The organism is Chachezhania antarctica, from assembly GCF_003646465.1.
Taxonomy (GTDB): Bacteria; Pseudomonadota; Alphaproteobacteria; order Rhodobacterales; family Rhodobacteraceae; genus Chachezhania; species Chachezhania antarctica.
In genome coordinates, this window is sequence record NZ_QZEX01000018.1 from 1 (window position 1) to 15,750 (window position 15,750).

General features: G+C 65.0%; 13 protein-coding genes. 9 read left to right on the forward strand and 4 right to left on the reverse strand.

Annotated features, from left to right (window positions below):
- The first annotated feature begins 350 nt into the window (after nucleotides 1–350).
- The 4 genes from D4754_RS21975 (at nucleotide 351) to D4754_RS21990 (ending at nucleotide 4,058) form a co-directional block, all read left to right on the forward strand.
- On the forward strand, nucleotides 351–608 hold the full coding sequence (locus tag D4754_RS21975) for a hypothetical protein (protein WP_121068142.1): 258 nt from the start codon (nucleotides 351–353) through the stop codon (nucleotides 606–608).
- Between the two features lie 363 nt (nucleotides 609–971).
- On the forward strand, nucleotides 972–1,184 hold the full coding sequence (locus D4754_RS21980) for a hypothetical protein (RefSeq protein WP_121068144.1): 213 nt from the start codon (nucleotides 972–974) through the stop codon (nucleotides 1,182–1,184).
- Between the two features lie 251 nt (nucleotides 1,185–1,435).
- Entirely contained in the window at nucleotides 1,436–2,401 is a 966-nt protein-coding gene (locus D4754_RS21985) for an endonuclease/exonuclease/phosphatase family protein (RefSeq protein ID WP_121068146.1), read from the forward strand.
- Nucleotides 2,402–2,615: 214 nt separating this feature from the next.
- Entirely contained in the window at nucleotides 2,616–4,058 is a 1,443-nt protein-coding gene (locus tag D4754_RS21990; protein WP_121068148.1) for a mannose-1-phosphate guanylyltransferase/mannose-6-phosphate isomerase, read from the forward strand.
- Between the two features lie 59 nt (nucleotides 4,059–4,117).
- On the opposite strand, the gene D4754_RS21995 is transcribed toward D4754_RS21990, so the two are convergent.
- A complete protein-coding gene (locus D4754_RS21995; RefSeq protein WP_121068150.1) occupies nucleotides 4,118–6,157 on the reverse strand; it encodes a hypothetical protein in 2,040 nt (679 codons plus the stop codon).
- Nucleotides 6,158–6,522: 365 nt separating this feature from the next.
- Here D4754_RS21995 and D4754_RS22000 point away from each other — a divergent pair, with 365 nt between their 5' ends.
- A complete protein-coding gene (locus tag D4754_RS22000) occupies nucleotides 6,523–7,626 on the forward strand; it encodes a glycosyltransferase (RefSeq protein ID WP_121068152.1) in 1,104 nt (367 codons plus the stop codon).
- 29 nt (nucleotides 7,627–7,655) lie between these two features.
- On the opposite strand, the gene D4754_RS22005 is transcribed toward D4754_RS22000, so the two are convergent.
- Genes D4754_RS22005 through D4754_RS22015 form a run of 3 tightly spaced genes read right to left on the reverse strand, consistent with a single transcriptional unit; the run spans nucleotide 7,656 to nucleotide 10,713 of the window.
- Nucleotides 7,656–8,504: a sulfotransferase domain-containing protein gene (locus tag D4754_RS22005; protein ID WP_121068154.1), complete on the reverse strand. Its 849-nt coding sequence runs from the start codon at nucleotides 8,502–8,504 to the stop codon at nucleotides 7,656–7,658.
- Between the two features lie 10 nt (nucleotides 8,505–8,514).
- Nucleotides 8,515–9,747, reverse strand: coding sequence for a glycosyltransferase family 4 protein (locus tag D4754_RS22010; RefSeq protein ID WP_121068156.1), 1,233 nt, complete (start codon nucleotides 9,745–9,747; stop codon nucleotides 8,515–8,517).
- 3 nt (nucleotides 9,748–9,750) lie between these two features.
- The gene (locus D4754_RS22015; protein WP_163026027.1) at nucleotides 9,751–10,713 is read right to left on the reverse strand and encodes a sulfotransferase; all 963 of its coding nucleotides are present in this window, start codon (nucleotides 10,711–10,713) and stop codon (nucleotides 9,751–9,753) included.
- 249 nt (nucleotides 10,714–10,962) lie between these two features.
- On the opposite strand from D4754_RS22015, the gene D4754_RS22020 reads away from it, so the two are divergent.
- The 4 genes from D4754_RS22020 to D4754_RS22035 all read left to right on the forward strand — a co-directional run bounded on the left by D4754_RS22020 (nucleotide 10,963) and on the right by D4754_RS22035 (nucleotide 15,706).
- Nucleotides 10,963–12,321 carry an O-antigen ligase family protein gene (locus D4754_RS22020; protein ID WP_121068160.1) on the forward strand — a complete coding sequence of 453 codons (1,359 nt, stop codon included), beginning with the start codon at nucleotides 10,963–10,965 and terminating at the stop codon, nucleotides 12,319–12,321.
- 163 nt (nucleotides 12,322–12,484) lie between these two features.
- Nucleotides 12,485–13,453: a sulfotransferase domain-containing protein gene (locus D4754_RS22025; protein WP_121068162.1), complete on the forward strand. Its 969-nt coding sequence runs from the start codon at nucleotides 12,485–12,487 to the stop codon at nucleotides 13,451–13,453.
- A gap of 28 nt (nucleotides 13,454–13,481) precedes the next feature.
- Nucleotides 13,482–14,729 (forward strand): lipopolysaccharide biosynthesis protein, encoded by a 1,248-nt coding sequence (locus D4754_RS22030; protein ID WP_121068163.1) that lies wholly within the window; start codon nucleotides 13,482–13,484, stop codon nucleotides 14,727–14,729.
- A gap of 5 nt (nucleotides 14,730–14,734) precedes the next feature.
- On the forward strand, nucleotides 14,735–15,706 hold the full coding sequence (locus D4754_RS22035; protein WP_121068165.1) for a polysaccharide pyruvyl transferase family protein: 972 nt from the start codon (nucleotides 14,735–14,737) through the stop codon (nucleotides 15,704–15,706).
- The last annotated feature ends 44 nt before the right edge of the window (nucleotides 15,707–15,750 follow it).

The following is a 15,750-nucleotide window of genomic DNA, read 5'->3' on the forward strand; positions in this document are numbered from 1 at the left end:
CAACGATTACTGGGTGGCGGATGGCGGCGCGGCCGAAGAGGGCGTGATCTGGCAGTCGCGGCAGTGGAGCGGGCCGACCGGCGGATACCTGTTCATCCGGCGGGTCAGCCGCTTCTGAGGCCAGGCCCGCGCTGATTCCGCCCAATTCCGCGGCAGCGTCCCCGGTTTCGGCCACAGGGAGAGGCCATTCCCGCGCATTGGCGGCCGGGGCCGGGTCCAACCTGTATCGAATTGGTAACGGTGGCAAATTTAGCGCGGTCGTTCCCCTCTGATGCGTCTTGGCAATTGAACCGCGAAAACTTCTCGTCTATGAATTAACGAAACGTAATCTCTATGGGAGTTCTCCGGCCATGAAATCGGGTATCAAAGTTCTGGCTACGGCCAGCATCGCATCGCTGGCACTGGCGTCCGTCGCTTCGGCCGGCTCGCTTCAGGAGCCTGTTGTTGAAGCTCCGATCATCGTCGAGGAAGCCACCGGCTCCTTCGGCGGCATGAGCACCGGCGCAGCCGTTGCAGCAGGCCTGGCCGCTCTGATCGTGGTTGGCGCCATTGCTGACGGCGACGACGACGACAACAACACTCCGGCCACCTCCACCCCCGGCACCTGATTGATCGTACTGTCCACGGCGAGCAGCGCATGGCGCTCCGCCGCGGGCACCGCGACCGCAGTGCACTGCTGTCTGCCCCGGCGGACGGCAGTCATCGAGACATAGAAGGGCGCACCCGCCGGGTGGGCCCTTTCTTCTTTTCCGGACGGACCATCCGCGATCCCCGGTGCGCCGCGGCCGTGGTCCGCAGGACCCTGCCGCCGTGATCCCTGCCGTCATCGGCGCCTCCGGGCGCCTGCCCGCGGCAGGGGCGGATTGGCGCCGGGCAACTTTGTCGTCTGCGCAACGGCCTGTTAATTGATCGGAAAGGTCCTTTGGTCTAGGCCTGACCCAAGGCAATCTGACCAACAAGGAATTCCCGCAATGAAACCGGTTCTCAAGGCAATGGCCCTCGCCTCCGCTGCATCGCTGGGTGTGGCCTCAGCCGCCTCCGCACAGCAGGAAGGCGGCTTCGGCGGCGTGGGTACGGGCGCAACCATCGCGGCGGCCTCTGCGGCTTTCGTCGTGCTGATCGCCGTCACCGACGATGAAGGCAACATCGTGGGGACCGCCACCACCACGACCGCCGCGAACTAGGCCGGTCACCCTGCGGCGGCCTGTCGGGCCGGTCAGGATCGAAAGACAAGTCGACGGCGGCCCCACCGGCTGCCGTTATCGGGGCGCGCTCCTTTCCCGGGAGCGGGCCTTTTCTGTTTGTGGCCTCCGGGGTTTTGCCATCTGTTGTGCCGGATCGGCGGCTATTGCGCCCCATTGCCCGGGGAGGACAGCCCGGATAACGGAATGACGTCACCCGCGCACACCGCGAGGATCATCGGGAACAGGCCGGCATGTCACGACTGAATATCTGGCGCGAACGGCTGGTAGGGATCTGGATCGGGGCATTGTGCCTCGTGCTGGCGATGGGGGGCTTCAGCCACCTTGTGCCGGGGAGCGACGAACTGTTCGGCCCGTTCAGCCGCACGATCGAAAGCCTGCGCGTTCACCTGCTGCTTCTGGGGCTGGTCCTGTCGCTGCTCTTGGCATGGATCGGGCGGTCCCGGGCCGGATATGTCTTCGCGGGGGCGGCGCTGGTCTTGCTGGTCGTCCTGGCCGCCGATTACCGGCAGCGCACGGCCCCGCCGGGCGCCGGGGCCGATCTCGACATATTGTGGTTCAACCTGCTCTTTAAGAACAAGACCCCGCCCGCCACCCTCGTGGCAGCGCTGCGGGGCAGCGGGGCCGACGTGATTGCCCTGGGCGAGGTGCAGCCGCTGCGGGGAGAGATGGACATGCTGGCCGATCTCTATCCGTTCCGCCTGGACTGCGGTCCGGGCGTGGCCTGCGACATGCTGATCCTGTCGAAATACCCGCTCGAGGATCCGCGGATGCGCGAGACATGGCTGGGCCCCGGACGGTTCGCATCCTTCGGCGTCCATCCCCCGGGCCAGCCGGCGGTGCAGGTCATGGTCGCGCATCTGATCAAGCCCTGGTACCTGCCGATGAGCCTCCGCGACGACCGCATCGTGACCCGGGCGCTGCGCCGGGCCGGGCCCGGTCCCCTGATCCTGGTGGGCGATTTCAACGCCGCCCCCTGGAGCCGGCGGATCCTTGACCTGGAGCGCCGCAACGGCCTGGAACACGCGGCGCCCCTGCCGATCGCGACCTGGCCCGCGGCTTTGGGGCCGGCGGGGATTCCCATCGACCATGCGCTGGTGCGGGGCGGGGTCGCGGTCACCGCGATCGCGCCCTGGGGCCGTGGGCTGGGATCGAACCATCGAGGCCTGCTGCTGACGGTCGACCTGGGCGGGACATGACCGGGCCGGCGCAGGGGCTGGACAGTTTGCGGATTTTGCGGGCAGATCGGCGTGAAGCGCCTGCACTTCGGCTGCCAAAGGCGGCATATCCGTGGCCGGCCCCGGTTTCCCGTCCCCCGGAGGCCGGATCGCGGCGGCTGCGACATCACAACAATTGAGCTTTGCCCGAAGACAGGTAGTGAAACAGGACGGTCTAACGGATACGGATGAGACGATGGCCCCCACTCTGATCACACCCGTCATTCTTTGCGGCGGATCCGGGACCCGGCTCTGGCCGCTGTCGCGCAAGAGCTACCCGAAACAGTTCGTGCCCCTGACCGGCCCCGAGACGCTGTTCCAGGCCTCGGCCCGGCGGCTCAGCGGTTCGGGCTCGGGCCTGTCCTTTGCCGCGCCCATCGTGCTGACCAATTCCGATTTCCGCTTCATCGTCACCGAGCAGTTGCACGCCGCGGGCATTGATCCCGGCGCGATCCTGATCGAACCCGAAGGCCGCAACACCGCGCCCGCGATCCTGGCCGCCGCCCTGCGCCTTGCGGAAACCGACCCGGACGCGATCATGCTGGTGGCGCCGTCGGACCATGTCGTCCCCGATGCCGAGGCCTTCCGCGCGGCCATAGCCAAGGGCATCTCGCCGGTCGAGGCCGGCGACCTCGTGACCTTCGGCATCGCGCCCACCCATCCCGAAACCGCCTATGGCTACCTGGAACTGACAGGCCAGCCGGGGGAGGACGGCGCCGCGGTGAAGCTCTCGCGCTTCGTCGAAAAGCCCGACGCCGCCACCGCGCAGACCATGCTGGAAGCCGGCAATTTCATGTGGAACGCGGGCATCTTCCTGTTCAAGGCGGCCGATCTGGTCGCCGCGGTGAAGGCCCATGTGCCGGGGCTGATGGAACCTGTCGGCAAGGCCGTCGCCGACGCCCAGGTCGATCTGGGCTTTCTCAGGCTCGATCCCGAAGCGTGGTCGGGAGCCGAAGACATCTCGATCGACTACGCGGTGATGGAACGGGCGACGAACCTGTCGGTCGTGCCCTTCACCGGCGGCTGGTCGGACCTTGGCGGCTGGGACGCCGTCTGGCGCGAGGCCGGCCCCGACGAGAACGGCGTTGTCGCCAGCGGCGAGGCCACGGCCATCGACTGCACCAACACGCTTCTCAGGTCCGACAGCGAGCGGCTGGAAGTTGTGGGCATCGGGCTCGACAACATCATGGCCGTGGCGATGAACGACGCGGTGCTGGTGGCGCCGATGGACCGGGCGCAGGACGTCAAGCTGGCGGTCGCGGCGCTGAAGGCAAAGGGCGCGGCCCAGGCCACCGCCTTCCCGAAGGATCACCGCCCCTGGGGCTGGTTCGAAAGCCTTGTCGTGGGCAACCGCTTCCAGGTGAAGCGGATCATGGTCCATCCCGGCGCGTCGCTGTCGCTGCAAAGCCATTTCCACCGGTCCGAGCACTGGATCGTCGTCGAAGGCACCGCGCGGGTGACCGTGGATGACGAAGTGAAGCTCGTGACGGAAAACGAAAGCGTCTACCTGCCGCTGGGCTGCGTCCACCGGATGGAAAACCCCGGCAAGGTCCCCATGGTCCTGATCGAGGTCCAGACCGGCGCCTATGTGGGCGAGGACGACATCGTCCGCTACGAAGACGTCTACGCCCGCAGCTGACCCCCGTGCCCGTCGGTGCCACGGCCGGGGTCCGCCCCCGGCCGGTCCGGCAGACCGGGTCAGCCCAGCCGCTGGAGAACCGCCTTGGTCGAGGTCGAACTTCCGGTCGTCTGCGTTGCCATCAGCGCGTTGGAGACCAGCGAGAAGCTGACATTGGCGGTGGCTGCGATGGGCAGCATGCCCACGGTCGCCGTGCCCTGGCGGCGGAAAGTCAGGCACTCCCCGAAGAACGATCCGTCGATGCCATAGAGCGTGACCCGCCAGGCGGCATTGCCGGAAATCTGGGTGTCGGCCGTGCCCAGGATCTGGGTCGCGGTATTGTCGGGCAGGGTCAGGTCCGCGCGGTAGACAGGGTAGAGATAGCCTTCGCCGTCGGTCGACACGACCTTTTCCGCGTAGCTGGTCTGGCTGGCCGTGAAGCTGAGCCCGCGGACCTCGCCCACGGCATCGAGCGCACCCATGTTGTAGCCCCGCGGTTCGGGGTTGCTGCCGGTGTAGCGGGCGAGGTTGACCAGCAGGTCGCCATCGCGGTTGTTCAGCTTGGAATAGATGAACTGGTGCGCGGCCGAGCGGTCCTCGTAGCAGACCGTCGACGAGACCGTGACCGTCGTGTCCGTCACAGTGGTGCCGGCGGCATGGTTCACCGCGACCTCGCTGCCCGAGACGTAGCCCGTGATCCAGGTCACCAGGTCGGCCCCGCCGCCGCCCGCGCCCGCGATCGTGACCGGCATGCCCTGGACCATCCAGTCCTTGAAGGGCGTGCCGGAGGTGACCGTCAGGGTGGTCTGTCCCGCGGTCATCTGGCCGGTGGTATTGGTGACCTCGGACTCGCCCTGTTCGGTCTTGACCTCTTCGAGATGGGTGCCCCCCACCGCGCCACCGGTATTCAGGATCGCGGCGATCTTCTGGCCGTTGCCCTTGATGTTGCGGATCACGCTGTCATAGAGCCCGGGCGCCGTGTTGATCACCGCATAGGCCTTGCAGCTGCCCCCGAACAGGTTCTCGACGCGGGTCCGCGACATCGACGATGTGCCGCCCGCGGTCGGGTGGAGACTGGTGTAGAACCAGGTATCGCATTTGGTGAAGGTGTGGTTCTCGTGGACGTTGTTTTCCGACCAGGTGTCGTAGTTCCGCTGGTGGATCGCATAGGTGTTCTCGGCCGGGGAGGTGCGGGTCCAGTCGTGGAAGTGGCACCCGTGGAGCCGGCTGTGTCCCAGGTCGTCCCACAGGATGCAGCCCGCCGGGTCGGTCGCCTCCGAGCCGTCGAAGAAGCCGCCCCGGACCTCCAGCCCCAGCCACGCGGCCTTGCTGCCCGACTGGTAGGCGCGCAGGAGATAGGTATCGGGCGTGCCCGCGTAATTGATCGTGGCCCCCGAGAAGTTCAGGACGGTCGGCAGGCTTTCCGATTTCAGAACCTCGAGAAACAGCGCCGCTTCCCCGGTCGGGTCGGCCGGGATCGCCGGGAATTCGATCCGCAGGGTGCCGCTGATCCTTGCATAACCGCCATGTTCGGACAGGTAGTCCAGCATTGCCTGCATGGCCGGCTGGGCATTCGTCTGGCCCGTCAAGTCGGCGCCGAACTGGGCCGGCGACAGCGGCGCGCTGCCGCGCAGGACGCCCAGTTTCACGCCGCCGGCGGTCACCAGGTGCGGGCCGGTCTCGCCCGAGGGCAGCACCTGGTAGAAGAAATCGTCCTGGAAGGCATGCACGATCTGGTTCTCGGTCACCTTCTGGCGGCCAAGACCGGACGTGTAGCTGAGCGACGTATCCGCAAGCAGGTCCGAGACCCGATCGAAGCTCCGCTCCGCATCGCTCATCCGCCGGGAGCGGATCTCGACATTGTCCTCGTCCAGAAGCGTCTTGCCGGTCCGGCTCAGGATGCGGATCCGGTAGGCCCCGTCGGCCAGGAAGAACCCCGCGACATAGCCGTTGGCATCGGCCACCACCGGATTGGCCTGGGCGAAGGTCAGGTTGCTGTCCTTGAAGATCGGGCTGAGAGATTCGCCACCCGCCAGATAGACGAAGATCCTGGCATTGGGTGAAGGTGCATCGGCGTAGCTGCGCAGCTGGCTCGTCTCGCCAAACGTGAAGTATCCCAATTGAAAGCCCCCTTTGAGAACGGACGTGTTCGGGGGGAATGTGTAAAATTTGACTTTAGGTTTTGTTGATGCACCGTTCGCACCCCCTGCGGGACCGGGTCGGGGGCCGGATGCAGGGGACCATACGGGGGGAAGGGGCCAGGATCCGACACATCCCGGATTAACCCGGAGCGGACTATCCCCGGGCGCGCGCCGAAACCCTGTAGGCATTGTTATGTTAAAATATGCATCCGTGGCCCGGTTCTGCCCCTCCCGTGACCTCCCGGATGTCCGAGCGTCGCAGCTACGGGGTTCGTCCTTGCAAAGGGTTGGAAACACGGCTTTCGTCACGGGGCATTCCAACCCTTCCAGCCGCGAGGCACGACGTGAAAGTTGCCATTGTCCACTACTGGCTGATCAGCATGCGCGGCGGCGAGAAGGTGCTCGAGAAGCTGCTCGAACTCTATCCCGATGCCACGCTGATTACCCATGTCTGCGATCCGGAAGCGGTGCCCGACATCGTCCGCGACCGCGAGGTCCGCGAGACCTTCATCGCCGGCCTGCCGGGGGCGCGGAAGCATTACCAGAAATACCTGCCCTTCATGCCGCGGGCGCTGGAACAGATGGACATGCAGGAATTCGACCTGGTCCTGTCCAGCGAGAGCGGCCCCGCCAAGGGGATCATCCCGCGGCCCGACGCGGCGCATGTCTGCTACTGCCATTCGCCGATGCGCTATATCTGGGACCATTACCACATCTACCGCGACTCCGCCGGCCGGCTGGCCCGCCTGGCGATGCCGCATATCGCGCACAACCTGCGGATCTGGGACGTGACATCGGCCGCGCGGGTCGACCATTTCATCGCCAATTCCAGCTTCATCGCCCAGCGGATCGAGAAATACTACCGCCGCGAGGCAGAGGTCATCGCCCCCCCGGTGGCGGTCGACGATTTCCGGATCGCGGACGCGGTGGACGATCACTACCTGCTGGCCGGAGAACTGGTCAGCTACAAGCGCCCCGACCTGGCGATCGAGGCCTTCAACGCCAGCGGCCGCAAGCTGACCGTGGTCGGCGACGGCGAGATGCGCAGCCGGCTGGAATCCATGGCAGGGCCCAATATCACCTTCCTGGGCCGGGTGCCCTTCGACAGGCTCAAGGCCGAATTCGCCCGGGCCCGCGGACTGATCTTCCCCGGCGAGGAAGATTTCGGCATCGTGCCCATCGAGGTCATGGCCTGCGGCCGCCCGGTCGTCGCTCTGAAACGCGGCGGGGCGCTGGATTACGTGATCCCGGGCCAGACCGGCGAATTCTTCGACAGCCCCACGGTGACAAGCCTGAACGCCGCCATCGACCGGCTGGAGGCGCATCCCACGCTGACCGACAGTGCGGGCGCGATCCGCGCCCATGCCGAGAAGTTCCACGGCGACGTGTTCAAGGAACGGGTGAAGGCCAGCGTCGACGCGACCTTGGCCGCGCGGAACCGGGTCTAGGCTCCTGCCCCCGGGGCCGGCGCGGGGCGTCAGGCTTCCGCGTCCACCGCGGCCCTGGGCCGCCAGGCCGACAGGTCGCGGCCGAATTCCCGCTCCGCCCAGTCGATTTCCGGCGCGAAGATCTCGTCCAGGCGGGCGAGCTCCCCGGGCGAAGGCATGGCCTCGGAGCTCTTGTCGATGGGCACGTAGATCGATCGCCCCAGCGCCCCGTGCTTGACCCGCCCGACGAAGTTCTGCAGCCCCATCTGCCGGGCCGCGGCGGCGCCCAGTTTCATCGTCCGCGCCAGTGCGAAGGACCGTGCGCGCGAGGCCGGGCGCACCACGCCCACGTCCTCGGCCGGCCGCGGCGCGATCCCCAGGAAATCGGTGATCTGGCGGGCATAGCCGTTCGGGTCGGTCTTCAGGTCGTCGAAGAACAGGCAGCACAGCCGGTCCTCGGGGAAACGCGCGCGGTAGCGCGGCACCAGGACCGAGTAGCGGGAATTCTCGATCAGGTCCGGGAAGCTCTCCAGCGCCTCGCCCAGGGGCTGGCGGGTCATGCCGCTGCGCTTGAGATAGAGGTAATGGGACACCGTCCGGGCACGGGGATTGCGCATCGACAGCAGGATATTCACACCCGGCAGGTCGGCCGCGATCCGGTCGGCGGTCTCGTCCGACAGGATGTAATCGTGCGAGATCTCGCCGCGCGCGATCTGGTCGGCCGTGGCGGGAGCGAAGAAATCCGCGTACCAGCCCAGCCCGCGACGATATTCCCGGTCAAAGAAGTAGATGTCCTTCGCGTCCGGAATGAAACATTGCGGGTGCTGGCGGAGATATTCGAAGATCCAGGTCGATCCGGTCTTGTCCGGCCCGATGAAGAGAAAATTGGGAAGCTGCATGATATCCGCCTCAGCCGGCCGAGCGGCCGGAACCCCGGGCGGGGAGCAGCGCGCTGTAGAGGGTCAGGTAATCCTCGGCAAACCGGGCCGAGGTGAAATGGCCTGCCTTCGACAGGCAGGCGCCGCGCATCGCCCGGGCCCTGTCCGGGTTGGCGATATAGGTCTTCAGAACCCCGGCCAGCGCCGCGGCATCGCCCGGTTCGACAAGGTCGCCGGTCGTGCCCGGTTCGATCATTTCCGGGATCCCGCCGATCCGCGATCCGATCACCGGGAGCCCCGCGCAGAAGGATTCGAACACCACCCGCGGCAGCGGATCGTTCCAGATCGACGGCACCACCGAGATGTCGATGCCCGACAGGAAGGTTCGCGTGTCCTGCCAGCCCAGGAACCGGACCCGGTTGTCCTTTTCCCCGAGCGCGGTCAGCCGCGCTTCCTGTTCGGGGCTGCCGCTGCCGGCGATCTGCAGTTCCCAGCCGTCGGTCCCGGCCAGCTTCTCGCAGGCGTCGAGCAGGACGTTCAGCCCCTTGGTGGGATGGAGCCGGCCCATGAAGCCGATCTTCAGCGGTCCGGGCGGCCGGGGGGCGTCGGCATCGTCGGGTGACAACGCCGCGCCGCCGGCAAAGCCGCAATTGATCACGCCCTGCTGCGGCACGCCGCCGAAATAGCCGCTGTCGAGATGCCGGCCGAGCACGGCCCGGCTGTCGCCCATGACCGCGTCGACCAGCGCGCTGTCGCCGCGCCGCCGGGCCGTCAGCAGCTGGCAGTCGCGGCACTGGGTGCCGCAATCGGCGCCGCCGCGGAACATCGGCCCGCGGAAGCAGACGAGGTAGGTGCCGAAGAGCGTATGCACGAGCGGCAAGTCCAGGGCGCGGACGGCATGCCAGATCCGCGTGGTCACCCCGGCCAGGTTGAAGGTGTTGACGATGTCCGGGGAAATCGCCGCGATCTCGGTGCGCAGCCGCTCGGTCCAGCCGCGGTCGGCGGCGGCGCTCAGATGCCAGTGCAGCCGCCCGATCGAACTGCGGGCCTCGGCCGTGGGGCCGGTGCCCGACAGGGTCCGGCCAAGCGCCGTGACAGCCATGCCCTCGTGCTCGAAGCGCTGGGTCTCGGCGGTGCCGGAATGGCACAGCACATGCACCTCGTGGCCGCGGGCCACCAGTTCCCGGCCCAGCGTTTCGACCGATTTCTCGGCCCCGCCCAGCATGTTCGGGTAGAAGAAATTGTTCGACAGCAGGATCCGCATCGCTCAGCCCTCCTTGCCGTCGACCATGGGTGTCTCTGCCAGCATGGCCGCCGTTTCCCCGGTCAGTTCGCCGACCCGGGCGGCCTCCTCCTCGGTCAGGACCGAGGTCCAGTAGGAATTCACCTTCGAGATGTCGCGATTCTGGTCGTGGGCCTTGTTTTCCTTCGGTTGCTCGGTCGTGGCGCTGCCTTCGGCCGGTGCGGTGTAGGCCGCGCGGATCTGCTGTTCGATCCCATCGGTCCAGGGAATGTCGAGATGGCGGTAGAGCGTCCGGTAGACCCCGACCGGCTGGGCGATCACGTCGTCGATGTCGACGAACCACAGGTTGTCGCGGGCGCGGAAGGCCTCGACGGCGCGGCGGTAGTTGACCGACCAGAGCAGCGCCGCGTTCTCGGCCGCGGAATAGCCCTCGGCGCCGAAGGATTTCGGCAGGCAGGGCGCGCTCCATGCGCCGAGCGCATCGAGCCGGCCGGCCACCTCGTCGGCATCGTTGCCCCAGCGCATGCGCTTGTAGCTTGCCGCCACCGCGAAGGGGTTGCGCACCGTGACGACCGACGGGATGTCCTGCATCGCGGGATGGCCCAGCAGCGGCAGGGCGAAGGGATCCTTCCAGATCAGCCGTTCGATTCCGAACCGGTACTTTGCCGCCAGGTAGGACAGCCGCGGACGGTGGCCGACAAGACGGGCCGCGATCTTGCGGTGGATCTTCTCGCGGTCGTAGCCGCGCTTCTTGTACGTCAGCTTCAGATGCCGGATGCCGTGGACGATCTCTTCGAGGTCGGTATCGTCGAACCCGGCCGTGCCGGGGATCTCGTAATGCCGCGAGACGCGGGAGAGGCCCGTGATCCCGTTCAGGGGCTCGTGCAGGGGCGCCGTGTTCCCGGGCAGGGACAGGTATTGCCCGATCGCCGTCGTGCCTGACCGTGGCGATCCCGTAACGAGAATGACCCGTTTTGGTGCGCTCATGAAATGACCTTTCGGCATGGGTTGCCGGTGGGCCCCGCAGGGCCCTCTGCCGGAAAAAATAAAAAAATCGCAAACAAACCGGGGAGGTCACCTTCCCGACCTGGCGCGCGCTCAGAGTTAAACAGACTGGGTTACGCCGCAAGCCCTCTCGCCGGCGCGAAATGACCCACCGGGGCGGCGCGACAGCATGGTGGCTGGACGACGCCCGCGCCGCCGTGACAGGATATTTCCAGACCCGATGAGAGCGCCATGATGACCGCCTTGCCCCTGAACAGAAGCGACCGCGCCGGCTTCATACTGCTCATGCTGTTCGTGGCCTCGCTCTTCGCGCTGTCGGTGCCCTACCTGGCGATGCTGTTCCTGTTCGCGGGGGCCGGGCTCTATTTCGGCCAGGTCGTCATCAGCAAGAAGATCAACAAGCAGGCGTTCTGCTTCGCTCTCCTGCTGGGCTATGTCACGCTCTGGGGGCTCATGTCCGGCGGGCTGGTGCCGTCCTCGTTCCTGGATCCGGCCTATTTTGCTGGCGAAGGCCGGATCTATGTCGCCTACCTGCCCATCTTCCTGATCTTCGCGCTGCCGACGCGGCTTTTCACCGAGCAGAACATCCTGCTCCTGGTCAAGCTGATCATGGCCCTGGGCATCGCGCTGTCGCCGCTCTGGGCCACCGGCCACATGGAAGTGCTTTTCGGCAGCCACCATGCCAACGGCTACGCGTCCTCGAACATGCTGATCATCTTCGCGGCGCTCTATGCGGCGCTCCGGCGCAAATGGCTGCTGGCCGGGCTCTGCATGGCGCTCCTGATGTTCATGTTCTCGAACTCGCGGACCTCCTTCATCGGTCTCGCAGCCGCCTTCATGATCTATTACCGCCGCGAGCTGCTTCACCCCAAATATATCATTCCCGCGGTGATCTTCATTTTCGCAGCGGGTTATCTCTGGTCGTCCATCAGCCCCTTTTCCTACGACCGTCTGATGGTCGTGTTCAAAGCCGAGACTTGGAACAGCATCATCACTCAATTCGCGATGGCCTCCGAGCTTTCGGACCCCAGTACACAGCAGCTCGACCGGGTGGGCCGGGAATATAATATCCTGACGCGTATCAATCTGTGGGCCCGGGCGCTTTGGTTCTTCGAGCAGTCGCCCATTCTGGGAATCGGCAGTTTTCGCTACAATGATTACATGCCATTTCTGCATCAGGTGATTCCCGGTGTGGCGATTGTATCCTCCGATTATCCTGCGTATACTGTTGCGACGGCACACAACTCTTATTTTCAGGTGCTTGCGGAAGGCGGGCTTGTCGGCATGGCGATCTACCTCATGCCCTGGCTGTACGCGCTTTACACGTTCGGGCAAAAACGTAAACCAACCCCGTTTGCCCGCGCCATAACCCAAATCGGCTCCCTGTCGACCCTATTCCTGATGTTTGGAGCCTTGACAGGACATCTCTTCGCCTCCCCGTCGGGGACACTCTGGGTGGTGCTCCTGATCGGACTGGCGCTGCAGCATCTGCGACTGTGCGAACAGAAGACCGTCGCCGCCCGGCAGGAGGAGGCCGGCAGGGCTGGTGCCGGCGCGGCGCCGCCGGTCCCGGCGGGCTACCCGGCCTGAATACCGGGCACGATGTCCACCGGGAAGGCAGACGCGCTTTTGCCGCGGGGCCGGTCGTCGCACCGGACATCGTGCCAGCTTTACAGGGATGCGCGAACTTCACAGAGTGCGGCCGGGAGCGCGCTTGGACACCGGCGCACCAACCTAGGAAAGTCGCCCCGCCATGGATGCCTCACCCCGTACCGACACGCCCGAGACCGGCCCATCGGTCCTGCCGAATTTCCTGATTGCAGGTGCGCCCAAATCCGGCACCAGTTCGGTGCATCGCTGGCTGGCAGAGCACCCCGAGGCAAAGGGATCGATCCGGAAGGAGACCTATTTCATGGTCGATCCGGGCACCCACATGTTCGATGCCGAAAACCACGTGTCGGCCACCGGGCTCGCCGGATATGCTGACAATTTCGAGGAGGGCCCGGACATGCCCGCGATCCTCTTCGAATCGACTCCGTCCTACCTCTACAGCGACACCGCCCTGCAGACGGCGGCCCGCTTCCCCAGGCCGGTGAAGGTATTCTTCGTTCTCCGCGAACCCGGGGACCAGATCTATTCGCTCTATCGCTACTTTCGCAGCAACTGGGACTGGATCCCGGCGGACATGTCCTTCGGCGATTTCCTGGAGCATGCCCACGCCGGCACCCATCCCTTCAAGGGCAACGAACTGGCGGTGAACTGCCTGCGCTTTGCCTGCTATGTCGATTACCTGCGCAAGTGGCGCGATGTCGTCGGCCCCGGAAACATCCGCGTCGATCTCTTCGAACGGGTGCAGTCGGATCCGCGCGGGATGATGCAGGATCTGGCCGCCTGGCTGGGCATCGATCCCGGCTTCTACGACGATTACGCGTTCCCCAGCATGAACCGCACCTACAAGGCCCGCAACAAGATGCTCCAGGCGATCAACCTGCGGGTCCGGCGCGCGATCCCGAAAAGCGCGCTGCGCCAGAAGATCCGCGCGGCCTATCACGCCGTCAATTCCGCACCGCCCGACAGCGCGGCCAGCGAGGATGAGCATCTGAAGCGGCGCATCTCGGAAGAATTCGCGGCCTGCAACGCGGCCCTGGCCGCCGAATTCGGCCTGGATGTCGGCGGCTGGCCATTGGCCGCCGGAGCCAGTTCGGGCACGGCAACACCATGATCGGAATCTCTGCGGCCGGATTGTCAGCGTGAGCACGTCCAAGGAACCCGAAGATCTCAGGCGCAGCATGTCGTGGTCGGCCATCGGCTACGGCGTGTTCATGCTGAGCCAGATCGCCATGATCATGATCATGACCCGCCTGGCCCCGATCGAGGATATTGGACGCTACGGTGTCGCCCTGTCGATCGCGACGATCGTGCTGACCTTCACCAATCTCAACCTGAGAATGGGCAATGTCACCGACACGACGACGCTTTTCTCGCCTGGCGTCTATGTCGCGACCCGCATCCTGTCGACGGCTCTGGCCATGGCCGGCATCGCGGTGCTGTCCTGGTTCTTCGGCGAGGATGTGCGCGCCTTCGAGATCGGCCTGATCATCGGCGTGATGAAGTGCGCGGAAGCGATGTGCGATCTGTTCTACAGCAATTACCAGAAGGCGGGACGGATGGCACTGATGGCCCGGTCACTGGTGCTACGCGGCCCGATCGCCATCCTCTTGTTCGGCATCGTGCTCTACCTGACGCGGGACATCCGCATAGCGCTCGTCAGCCAGATCCTGGTCTGGTGGTCGGTCCTGCTGTTTCACGACGTGCCGCAAGCCAACCGCCTCTTCAGCCTGCGGCCTGATTTTGATTTCGGCCAAATCCGCAAGCTGGTGCGGGAATCCATGTCGCTGGGCATTGCCGGGCTCTTGACCGCCATCGCCACCAATGCGCCGCGCCTTGTCGTGGCCCAGTTCCTGGGCCTGACGGCCGCCGGTATCTTCACCTCGGTGGCCTATATCCTGCAGGTCGGCACGGTCTTCGCAACTTCGGTGACCCGGGCGATCGCCCACCGGCTTGCCACGCTCTTCCAGGCAGGTAATTCGGTCCACTATCGGCGGCTGATTGCGAAGGTCTCCGGGGCAATGGGGGCTCTGGGCGTGGGCCTCTTCGTGCTGGCGCTGCTTGGTGGGCAGACCATCCTCACCCTTGCCTTCGGTGCCAAGTTCGCCGACCAGAAGACCCTGTTCGCGCTGCTCTGTATGGTGCTGTCCTTCCGGTTGGTTATTGCGGTTCTGCAAACCGGACTCCTGGCACAACGCGAATTTGTCCGCTTCGCGCGGCACCGTTTCTGGGTTGCGGCTCTGATGGTGGGTGGCTGTTCGGCAGGTGCGCTAATCTGGGGTATGATCGGTGTCGGAGCCGCGCTGCTTCTAGTTTCACTCTACCAGATCCTCACACTGTACGTTCTTCTGGGACAGCACCATCCCCGACAATCCGGCAAAGAAGGCTAAGACTCATGAACGAAGGCTATTTCTCCAAACAGCGCGCGGCAGTGATTCTCGATCCCGCGATTGCGACCAGAAATGCGGGAGATGAAGTGATCTCCCAAGCTTGCAGGCACTGGATACGGAAGGCACTGCCAACTCATTTCCTGAGCCCGGTGCCGACCCATGAAAAAATGGGTACCCGCAGCTGGCGGCTGCTCAAGCAAAGCGAATATGCGATCGTCGGCGGCAGCAATATCCTGACCTCCAATCTGCTCTTCGACCGAGGATGGCGCCTGTCACCGCGCGATGCCTTCTTTGCGAAAGATCTCATCTTACTTGCTGTTGGCTGGCGCGAATACCAGAAGCCCCCCAACCGAAGCACCAAGGCTCTGCTCAACCGGGTCCTGAGCCGCGATGGAGTGCATTCTGTTCGCGACTCACATACCTATGAAATGATGCGCAATGCCGGCTTCGAAAATGTCGTCATGACTTCTTGTGTCACGATGTGGGGCCTGACACCGGACCATCTTGCCAGCATTCCCAAGGAAAAGGCAGATGCCGTCGTCACGACCTTCACTCGCGGCAAGCCTTCTCCGGCAGACAAGGCCATGATCGACCTGCTGGTTCAGCAATACGGCAACGTCTATATCTGGCCACAGGGCTTCAACGACTATGATTACGTTCTGGAAATGTCTCAGGGTCGAGCTACGGTGCTGGCCCCGACTCTGGAAGCCTATGACGAGCTTCTGATGGGCGACGAGCCGGTAGATTATGTCGGGGTACGCTTGCATGCCGGAATTCGGGCGCTGCAGAAGAAGCGCCGCGCATTCATTATCGCAATCGACAACCGCGCCACGGAAATTTCCCGCGACACAGGGTTGGGCGCAATCCCGCGAGGAGAAAATCCCGATATCATTGCCGCTCGTCTGAACAAGCCCTTCGTCTCGGAATTACGCCTGCCCCAGGATGCGATTGATACCTGGCTCTCCCAGTTCTCCTAAACCGGGCCAAAGGCGCCTACACCCGTGCCGGAGTGAAGAACTTT

What these genes read in the sequence shown, in the direction of transcription:
- D4754_RS21990 (WP_121068148.1), top strand. Translation starts at nt 2,616, where the DNA reads ATGGCCCCCACTCTGATCACACCCGTCATTCTTTGCGGCGGATCCGGG.
- D4754_RS22015 (WP_163026027.1), bottom strand. Translation starts at nt 10,713, where the DNA reads ATGAGCGCACCAAAACGGGTCATTCTCGTTACGGGATCGCCACGGTCA.
- D4754_RS22005 (WP_121068154.1), bottom strand. Translation starts at nt 8,504, where the DNA reads ATGCAGCTTCCCAATTTTCTCTTCATCGGGCCGGACAAGACCGGATCG.
- D4754_RS21980 (WP_121068144.1), top strand. Translation starts at nt 972, where the DNA reads ATGAAACCGGTTCTCAAGGCAATGGCCCTCGCCTCCGCTGCATCGCTG.
- D4754_RS22010 (WP_121068156.1), bottom strand. Translation starts at nt 9,747, where the DNA reads ATGCGGATCCTGCTGTCGAACAATTTCTTCTACCCGAACATGCTGGGC.
- D4754_RS22025 (WP_121068162.1), top strand. Translation starts at nt 12,485, where the DNA reads ATGGATGCCTCACCCCGTACCGACACGCCCGAGACCGGCCCATCGGTC.
- D4754_RS22035 (WP_121068165.1), top strand. Translation starts at nt 14,735, where the DNA reads ATGAACGAAGGCTATTTCTCCAAACAGCGCGCGGCAGTGATTCTCGAT.
- D4754_RS21985 (WP_121068146.1), top strand. Translation starts at nt 1,436, where the DNA reads ATGTCACGACTGAATATCTGGCGCGAACGGCTGGTAGGGATCTGGATC.
- D4754_RS21975 (WP_121068142.1), top strand. Translation starts at nt 351, where the DNA reads ATGAAATCGGGTATCAAAGTTCTGGCTACGGCCAGCATCGCATCGCTG.
- D4754_RS22020 (WP_121068160.1), top strand. Translation starts at nt 10,963, where the DNA reads ATGATGACCGCCTTGCCCCTGAACAGAAGCGACCGCGCCGGCTTCATA.